Consider the following 8,671-nt stretch of genomic DNA (forward strand, 5'->3'; position numbering starts at 1 on the left):
AAATTTATAGCAGATAATTTGCATAGAACGTAAAATAATTGAAATAAACTTGCATAAAACTTAAAAAATAGCTTGACATTAACGTTAATATACCTGATAATGCATATAGTACACCTTTTGTTATACATTGTCAACCGTTTCCACAGATCTCAAAACGAAGAAGGAGGAGTATTTATGCCGCTGGTATCGATGAAGGAAATGCTGATTAAGGCGCGCGCGGAGCATCGCGGGGTAGGGGGCTTTCTGGCTTTTAACTATGACAGCGCCCGCGCCATCGCCGAAACCGCCAAGAAGCTCCATCAGCCGGCCATCTATATCGTGGGGGATCAGATGGCCCTGGACATGGGGGGCTTTGCACGGGTGACGGCCATGGCCCGCTCGATCGCCGACGAGCTGGACGTCGAGATCGCCCTGCACGCCGACCACTACCGCAGCTATGAGATGATCGTCGGCGCGATCCGGGGAGGCTTCACTTCGGTGATGATCGACGCATCCCGCTTCCCGCTGGAAAAGAACATCGAGCTCACGAAAGAGGTCGTCAAGGTCGCGCACGCCTGCGGGGTGAGCGTCGAGGCGGAGATCGGACGCCTGCCGGGCAACGAGGGGGATGAGGAGGTCACCGTGGCCGAGGCCTTCCAGACCGACCCCGACGAGGCCGCCGAGTTCGCCGAGCGCACCGGGATCGACGCGCTGGCCGTCTCGATCGGCACCATGCACGGGGCGTACCCGAAGGGCTTTAAGCCCGAAATCAACATTCCGCGTCTGAGGGAAATCGCCGCCAAGGTGTCCCTGCCGCTGGTGATGCACGGCGGCTCGGGCACGCCCGAGGACAAGATCGCCGAGGCGGTGCAGGCGGGGATTGCCAAGATCAACGTCGCCACCGACCTGGTGACGGCCTATCAGCAGAAAATCTACCAGCTGCAGGCCGATGATCCGGACATCCGCCACAACCTGGATCTCTTCGCCGCGGCCAAGGAGGCGGTGGCGCAGGTGGTCGAGGAGCGGATGAAGCTCTTCGCAGGGATCTGAATCCATATCCGTGGCGGGGGCGGGGAGCAATTTGCACCCGCCCTCGTTTTATAAAAGAAAGGAGGAACCCTCATGCTGGATGTATTGACCATCGGGGCGGCCTGCGTGGACGTCCTGGTGCGGGGGCTCGGCCGGTTCGACCCGGAGAGGGAAATCAACCCGGCGCGGCAGGTGGAGCTCTGCGCGGGCGGCGACGCGCTCAACGAGGCGGTGGTGCTCACCCGTCTTGGCAAGCGCGCCGGTCTGCTCGCAGCCCTTGGGGAGGGGAACGCCGCCGACTTTATCGCCGGGCAGCTCTCTCATGCGGGAGTGGACCTCTCGATGTGCCACAGGGATCAACACCGTCCTTCCCCGGTGAGCGTGGTAATGATCCGCACGGACGGTCAGCGCAGCTTCGTCAGCCCCCCGCCCGAAAGCCTGCCGCGCCTGCCGCGGGAGCTGCGGCTGCCAAAGGCGAAGGTGGTGACTCTGGCGAGCCTCTACCAGCCGCCCTTTTTGGACCTTGGATTCGCGCTCTCCTGCGCGCGGCAGGCAAAGGAAATGGGCGCGGTCCTCTGCGCCGACGCGGTCTGCCCGCCGGGGGCCAAAATGGAGCAGTACCGTGAGCTCTGGCCGCTCGTCGACTACTTTTTCCCGAACCTCGAGGAGGCCGAGACCCTCACCGGCGAGCGCGACCCTGAAAGGGCCGCCGAAATGATCCTGCGCTTTGGGGTGGGGACGGCGCTGGTCAAAACCGGGAAGCGGGGGTGCCTTGCAAAAAACCAAAAGGGCTCCCATCAATCCCCGGCCTTTTTGACCGGGGCGGTGGACACCACCGGGGCGGGGGACTGCTTTGCCAGCGGCTTTATTGCCGGGCTGCTCGAGGGGGAGGACCTCGCCGGGTGCTGCCGGCTGGCGAACGCCGCGGCCTCGCTCGCGGTGCGCAGGATCGGCGCCACGGCGGGGATCGAAAGCCGGCGGCAACTGCAGGATGTGCTGGATGGAAAATAAGACGAGATAGGGTATAGGCTCATGGCCGCCTCATTAGGAGGCGGCCATGAGCCATATAGGGAGGTAAGCGGTTATCCCTTGACGCCGCCCATCACGATCCCGCTGATGATAAAGCGCTGGAAGATGAAATAGAGCACCAGAATGGGAATCATTGAGATGGTGAAGATGGCGAACGCCTGCCCCAGGTTGACGAAATACTGCCCAAAGAAGGTGTATTGCAGCAGGGAGAGGATGTACTTGTCGGGCTTTTGCAGCACCACCACGCCGATGACGTATTCATTCCAGACGTCCAAAGCGTTGATGATGACCGAGGTCATGATGATCGGCTTCATCAGCGGCAGGACGACCGAGAAGAAATTGCGGAAGACCCCGCCCCCGTCGATGTAGGTGGCCTCCTCGATTTCGATGGGGATGGTCTTGACGAACCCCTTGATGATGATGACCGAGAAGCCGACCTGCGCGCCGATCTTGGCGATCGAAAAGCCGGTGAGGGTGTTGATCAGCCCCCAGCTTTGCAGCCGCATGTAGAGCGGGAGCATGTAGGCGTGGAACGGCACCAGGATGGTCAGCATGAGCAGCGCGCCGAAGACCTGGTAGATCCGGCTCTTGCGCCGGGCGATGGCATAGGCGGCCATCGAGCAGGCAACCGTCAGCACGGCGGTGCTCAGCACGGTCACCAGCAGGGTGTTGCTCAGCGGGACCAGGAAGTTGGTGCGCTCAAAGGCGTTTTTGAAGTTGTCCAAATATAGGTGGGTGGGGAAGCTCAGCCCCGAGGTGGTAATCTCCTCCTTGGGTTTAAAGGCATAACAGAACGCCAGGTAAAATGGGGAGAGCATGAGCGCCACCACCAGGAATTTGAGCAGGAAGTTGACTCCCCGCAAAACGGGATTGGTCTTCATGCGGGAAACCCTCCTTTTTGCAGCGTGTTCATCACAGTTCTACCTCCTTGCGGCGCAGATAGCCCTGGATACACTGCGTGATGATGAAGATGACGATTACCCAGACGATCGCCAGCGCCTGGCCGTAGCCGGCCTTGAAGTAGGGGAAGATGTTGTTGTAGATGTAGATGTTCACCGATTCGCTCGCACGTCCGGGCCCGCCGCCCCCGGTGGCGGCCATGGGGTAGTCGTAAAGCTTGAGCCCCCAGGCGGTCAGCAGCGTCACGTTGGCGGTGATGGCGGGCATGATCATCGGCACGGTGATCTTAAAGAACTGAGTTATTCTGCCTGCGCCCTCGATCCTGGCCACCTCGTAGAGGGATTCGTCCACCCCCTGGATGGCCGCGAGATAGATGACCATACAGTAGCCGGTGTCCCGCCAGATGGCGATCAGCGCCAGGCCGATGATGACCGTCTTGGGGACGGCCAGGATGTTGACCACGCCGGTGACATTGTAAAATTCATTGAAGATGTACCGCACCATATAGGAGGAGAGCAGCAGCGAGATGACATGCGGCATAAAGATCAGGGTGCGGAAGAGGTTGTTGTGCGCGCAGGCCTTCTTGAGCCAGACGGCGATCAGCAGGCCGAGGACGTTGCAGAGGACCACCTCGTAGATGGTGAATTCCAGGGTGTTGCCCACGGCGTTGTAGACGAACTTGTCATGAAAGAGCTTGGCATAATTCTGGAAGCCCACGAAGGGCCGAACGTCCGAGAAGCCGTCCCACTCGGTGAAGGAGATCGGGATCCCCTCGATGAGCGGGAGCAGCACGAACAGGAAGAAAAACAAAAAGGCGGGCAGGATCATGACGAGATAGGGCGCCTCCCGCCTCATATAGCGGGCTATCCGCTGGGGGGCGCTCCTCTTCGGGGCGGCGGTCGTGCTGTTCATATCATCACCTTCTTTATAAAAGGCGGGGCGGCGTGCGCCGCCCCGCCGGGCTTCGTGCTATCTCATCGCGTCGAACTCGTCGTCCAGCCATTTGAGCGCGTTTTCATAGTCCTTGCGCTGCTCGGGCGGGAGGGCGACATAGGAGCGGAACACGGTCCTGGCCTTGGTCAGGGCCGGGCCCTCGAACTGGACCGCGTCCTTGGCGTAGTAGCGCTGTCCCTTGTCGACCAGGGCGAGCATCTCCTGGACCATCGGGTCGGCGTCGTCCATGGTCAGGCCCTTGATCGAGGAGATGGTTTTGGATTTCTCCAGCCAGGCCTTTGCGCCCTCCTCGCTGGTTAAAAAGTCCATGTAGGCGAGCGCGCCCTCGAGGTTCTTGGCCTTGGCGGAGATCATGAAGCCGTCGTCGTTGGCGAGGATGACGCCGTTCTTCTCGGCCTCCTCGAACACGCAGACCGGGATGAAGCCGAACTCGCCGTCGGGGGCGGCGGTGCGGATGTCGCCCACCGACCAGCTGCCCGAGGCGAGCATGCCCAGCGTCCCGTTGGCCAGCTGGATCACCCGCTCGGAACGGTCGACGCTCAGCTCATTGGCGTCCATGAAATCGAGCTCGATCTCATTCCAGACCTTGAGCCCCTCGAGGTAGGCCTTGGAATCGGCGAACTTGGCTTCCCCGTCCATGATCTTGCGGTTGATGTCGTTTTCGCCCATCGTCTGCCACAGCGGATGGCAGACCCACTGCACGTTGTCCAACACCACGTTGCCCTGCATATAGCCGCCGCTGATCGGGATAATCCCGGCGGCCTGCAGCTTCTCACAGGCTGCTTTAAACTCGCTGCGGGTGGTCGGCGCCTTGATCCCCTGCTCCTCAAAAACCTTCTTGTTGTAATAGACCCCGCCGATACTGGTGCTGGTCGGGATCGCCCAGATATGCCCGTCCTTGGTTTCGGGCTCCAGGGTGGCCTCGTTGATCCGGCTGGTGAAGGGCTGGTCTTCCAGGGGAAGGATTTCACCCTTGTCGACCAGCTCGGAGAAGTCGGTCAGGATCCCCATGAACACATCGTACGGGTCGCCCGCCGCCACGCGGGTGCGGATCTGGTCGAGGAAGGTGTCCGAGCTGGTATGGGCCGCTTCGACCTTGTACTGCGGATACTTCGCTTCAAACTTTTCGATCACCGCGGTGACGCCGTTGACCTTGGTCTCCTCGTTGAAGTGGTCGATGTATTCGATCACCGTCTGCTCGCCCGGGGCGGGCGCCCCGGAGGAGGGGGCGGCTTCAGAGGAGGCGGGTGTCTGGGACTCTGCGGGGGCTTCGCTCTGGCCGCCGGAGCAGCCCGCAAAAGAGGCGAGGACCATCCCTGCGATCAGCAGGAAGGAAAGTGTCTTTTTCATCGTTTGAATGCACTCCTTTTTGTTGTCTTAAAGGTTTGGCCGTTTGATTTTTGGTCAGGGGATCATGGCGATCCGGCGCAGCTCGTAGTATTCGTCGAGGCTCCAGGCGGAGGAATCGCACCCGATCCCGGACTGCTTGACCCCCACATGGGGCAGCTGCGGGCCGCCGCCCGCGTCGTTGACAAAGACCTCGCCGAACTCCAGCGCCTCAAAGGCCTGTGAGAGCTTGCGCGCATCGTGCCCAAAGAGATAGGAGGCCAGGCCGTATTCGGTGTCCACCGCCAGGCGCAGCACCTCGCTGAGGTCCCGGTAGGGGCGCAGCGCGATGATCGGCCCGAAGATCTCCTCCCGGGAGACGCGCATATCCTCGGTGACGTCCGCCAGCAGGGCGGGGGTGATCCAGTTGCCCTGCTCGTATCCGGCGGGGGTTTCGCCGCCGCAGAGGAGCCTGGCGCCGCGCTGCTTGGCGTCCGCGAGCAGCTCAAACATCCGGTCGCGGGCGGCCCGTGTGATCATCGGGCCCATGGTGTTGCCCTCCTCGCGGTGTTTGCCGAGTTTGACCTGCCGCAGGTTTTCGAGCACCAGTCCGGTCATCCTTTCATAGATGCTCTCGTGGATATAGATGCGGTTATAGTCGGTGCACATCTGCCCGGAATTCGAGGTCTTCTTGTCGACGATCGACTTGGCCGCGAGCGCGAGGTCGGCGTCCTCCATCACTATACACGGCGCATTGCCGCCGAGCTCGAGCGAGTAGCGCTTGATCGAGGTCGCGCCCTGGGCCATCACCATCCGCCCGGAACGGGACGAGCCGATCAGGGTGATCATCTTGGGGATGGTGCTCGAGTTGAGCGCCGGCCCCAGCTCCTCGACCGGGCCCGCCAGGATGTTGAGCACTCCCGCCGGCAGCCCGATCCGATGTGCGATTTCGCCCATATACAGGGTGGCCAGCGGCGCGTCGGAGGAGGGCTTGAGCACGCAGGTGCAGCCCGAAGCGATTGTCGGGCCGATTTTGAAGCCCGCGTTGCCCAGCGGGTAGTTCCAGGCCAGGTGCCCCACGATCACGCCCAGCGGGCGTTTCTCCACGATGTGGTAGGTGTTCCCGTAGGGGCGGTTGTAGCAGGGGAGGGAGGTGCCGTAGACCCGGCGCACCTCCTCGGCATAAAACTGCAGGCAGTCGGTGCACCAGTCGAAATCCTCCACCGCCACCCGGAAGGGCTTTCCGGTCTCGCGGGAGAGGAGGTCGCAGATGAAGTCCTTTTCCGCCAGCAGGGCGTTGCGGAATTTGTGCAGCCAGGCCACCCGTTCGTCCATGGTGGTTTTTGACCAGGATGAAAAGGCGCGCTGCGCGGCCAGGAGGGCCGCCTCGGCCTGCTGCGCGGTGGCCGCGCCGATCGTGGCGATCTCCTCCCCGGTGGCCGGGTCACACACCCCGAAGGGTTCGCCGAGGCCGTCCACCAGCATACCGTCTATGTACTGTTTGACCATCTCTCACGGCTCCTTTGTTTTGCTTCCGCCGCACCGAGGCGCGGGCGGATATTGATTTTCAGTTGTATATTAACGTTAATATCAATATAATCTATATTAACGTTAATGTCAAGAGAAAAGCGATGTTGAACTATACAAAGATAACAAGAAATCTTTGTACATTAGTATGAATTATCCTGTCTTTGCCGAAAGCGCTTCATAAAACCGGGCGGAAGCCCAACCCGTAATTTGGACAAAAACCGGTCACGAAGCTGATGGTCATGGGATATGATCCATATTACTGCTTCTCAAAAACAGGGGAAGGGGACAAAAAAGGCCCGAAGCGTACGCTTCGGGCCCGTCTCATGGCTCAGTCCAGACAATATTCTTCCCCGGCCTTGACCACGTCCCAGTCGAGCATTAGCCCCAGTCCCGGCCCTTCCGGGGCATGGACATAGCCCTCGGAGTCGATGCGGAGTCCCTTCTGCACGCCGACGTCGAAGGCCCCTTCCTTTCCCCGCACCAGCGGCAGCTCGAAGAACTCGCAGTTGGTGATCGAGAGCATGCAATGCAAATTCGCGGCCTGCGTATAGGCTCCGCCGAACGAGTGCGGTTCAAAATTGAGGCCGTACATTCCGCATAGGGTGGCGAGCTTTCTCATTTCAGTGATCCCGCCGGTGAAATCGCTGATCGTGCGGAAGATCCGGACCGCACGCCTCTCGAGATAGGTGCGGTAGTTCCCCCGCAGTTCCACTGTCACCGGGATGTCCAGCTTTTTTGTCAAATAGGCGTAGCCGTCGATGTCCTCGGCGGGGAGGGGGGCCTCGTACCAGTGGAATCTGAGCTCCTCCAGTACCCGCCCCACCCGCAGCGCTTCGGGCACGTCCAGGGCGAAGATCGCGTCGTGGATCAGGATCATTTCATCACCGACCGCCTTCCGTACCGCGCGGCAGTCCTCCATGCTGAAGGGATGGACCTTGCTGGCGCGGTAGCCCCGCTCGCGCAGCTCGACGGCCTGTTCGGCCTTCTCCTCGCGGGACTTGGGCGGCTCGCCGCTGGCGTAGGCGAGAATCTTATCCCGCGCGCCGCCGAGCAGCTTGTAGAGTGGCAGCCCGGCTTTCTTGCCGGCGATGTCCCATAGGCAGCAATCGATAGCGGCGAAGGCCGGCCCCTTTTCGGTATACCACATTTTGCCCAGGCGCTGCCAGTGGTGTTCAATGAGCAGCGGGTCCTCCCCGAGCAGGTAGGGGCGCATCTGGCGCAGGGCTTCGGCCACCGCGCCGGGCCGGGATGAGGGGACTTCGGACCAGATGATGTAATCGCCTTCGATCCCTTCGTCGGTCAGCACCCTTACCAGGGTGTATTCGATCAGGTTGCGGGGGATGGCCGGTAGCAGAGTGGTTTCCTTGAGGCGGTGGCACTTTATATCGGTAATTTTCATATTGGGAATACCTCCATTATATTAACGTTAATATACTCTTCTGTTGCTATTATAATGGATAAAATCTATTCTGTAAAGATAAAAAATAAATTTATTGCACCGTGCTTGACAAGTTGGGGAGGGGTGGGTAAGATAAAGATGATCAGTTATATTAACGTTAATATACTTTGGAGGGGACGAAATGTTCCGAATTGACGAGTTAAAGAAGAAGCTGGAAAACGGTGGCCTGGCCATCGGGACGCATGTGAAATGGCGGGAGGCGAGCTTCAGCGAGCTGTTCGCGATGGAGGGGTACGACTATATCTGGATCGACGGGGAGCACAGCACCCTGACGCTCGACATGGTGGCCGCGCAGGTGCGCGCCGCGCAGGCAAACGGCGCGGCGGCCTTCTACCGCGTGCCCTGGAACGACCCGGTGCTGGTAAAGCCTGTGCTGGAGATCGGGGTGGACGGGGTGATCTTCCCCTTCATCCGTACGGCGAAGGAGGCGGCGGCCGCGGTGGCGGCCTGCAAATACCCGCCCGA

8 protein-coding genes are annotated in these 8,671 nt (G+C 60.5%); 3 read left to right on the forward strand and 5 right to left on the reverse strand.

Translation table 11 applies throughout. The features are described 5' to 3' along the window. Positions 1 to 174: 174 nt before the first annotated feature. Complete coding sequence (locus EDD78_RS05745; RefSeq protein ID WP_165873124.1) at positions 175 to 1,029, forward strand: class II fructose-bisphosphate aldolase; 855 nt, start codon at positions 175 to 177, stop codon at positions 1,027 to 1,029. Between the two features lie 72 nt (positions 1,030 to 1,101). Beyond that, a complete protein-coding gene (locus EDD78_RS05750) occupies positions 1,102 to 2,019 on the forward strand; it encodes a carbohydrate kinase family protein (RefSeq protein ID WP_132084281.1) in 918 nt (305 codons plus the stop codon). Positions 2,020 to 2,090: 71 nt separating this feature from the next. Here the strand turns inward: EDD78_RS05750 and EDD78_RS05755 are convergent, their stop codons facing one another. The 5 genes from EDD78_RS05755 to EDD78_RS05775 all read right to left on the reverse strand — a co-directional run bounded on the left by EDD78_RS05755 (position 2,091) and on the right by EDD78_RS05775 (position 8,146). Then, positions 2,091 to 2,918, reverse strand: a complete 828-nt coding sequence (locus EDD78_RS05755) for a carbohydrate ABC transporter permease (protein WP_079699037.1) — start codon at positions 2,916 to 2,918, stop codon at positions 2,091 to 2,093. 31 nt (positions 2,919 to 2,949) lie between these two features. After that, positions 2,950 to 3,849: a carbohydrate ABC transporter permease gene (locus EDD78_RS05760; RefSeq protein ID WP_242942143.1), complete on the reverse strand. Its 900-nt coding sequence runs from the start codon at positions 3,847 to 3,849 to the stop codon at positions 2,950 to 2,952. 57 nt (positions 3,850 to 3,906) lie between these two features. Then, a complete protein-coding gene (locus tag EDD78_RS05765) occupies positions 3,907 to 5,241 on the reverse strand; it encodes an ABC transporter substrate-binding protein (RefSeq protein WP_079699038.1) in 1,335 nt (444 codons plus the stop codon). Positions 5,242 to 5,295: 54 nt separating this feature from the next. Further along, positions 5,296 to 6,726, reverse strand: a complete 1,431-nt coding sequence (locus EDD78_RS05770) for an aldehyde dehydrogenase family protein (protein ID WP_132084282.1) — start codon at positions 6,724 to 6,726, stop codon at positions 5,296 to 5,298. A gap of 349 nt (positions 6,727 to 7,075) precedes the next feature. Continuing rightward, entirely contained in the window at positions 7,076 to 8,146 is a 1,071-nt protein-coding gene (locus tag EDD78_RS05775; RefSeq protein ID WP_132084283.1) for a mandelate racemase/muconate lactonizing enzyme family protein, read from the reverse strand. Between the two features lie 181 nt (positions 8,147 to 8,327). On the opposite strand from EDD78_RS05775, the gene EDD78_RS05780 reads away from it, so the two are divergent. Continuing rightward, positions 8,328 to 8,671, forward strand: a 344-nt coding sequence (locus EDD78_RS05780) for an aldolase/citrate lyase family protein (protein WP_286170748.1), incomplete at its 3' end; no start/stop codon positions are given.

Source organism: Harryflintia acetispora (genome assembly GCA_004340125.1).
Lineage (GTDB): Bacteria > Bacillota > Clostridia > Oscillospirales > Ruminococcaceae > Harryflintia > Harryflintia acetispora.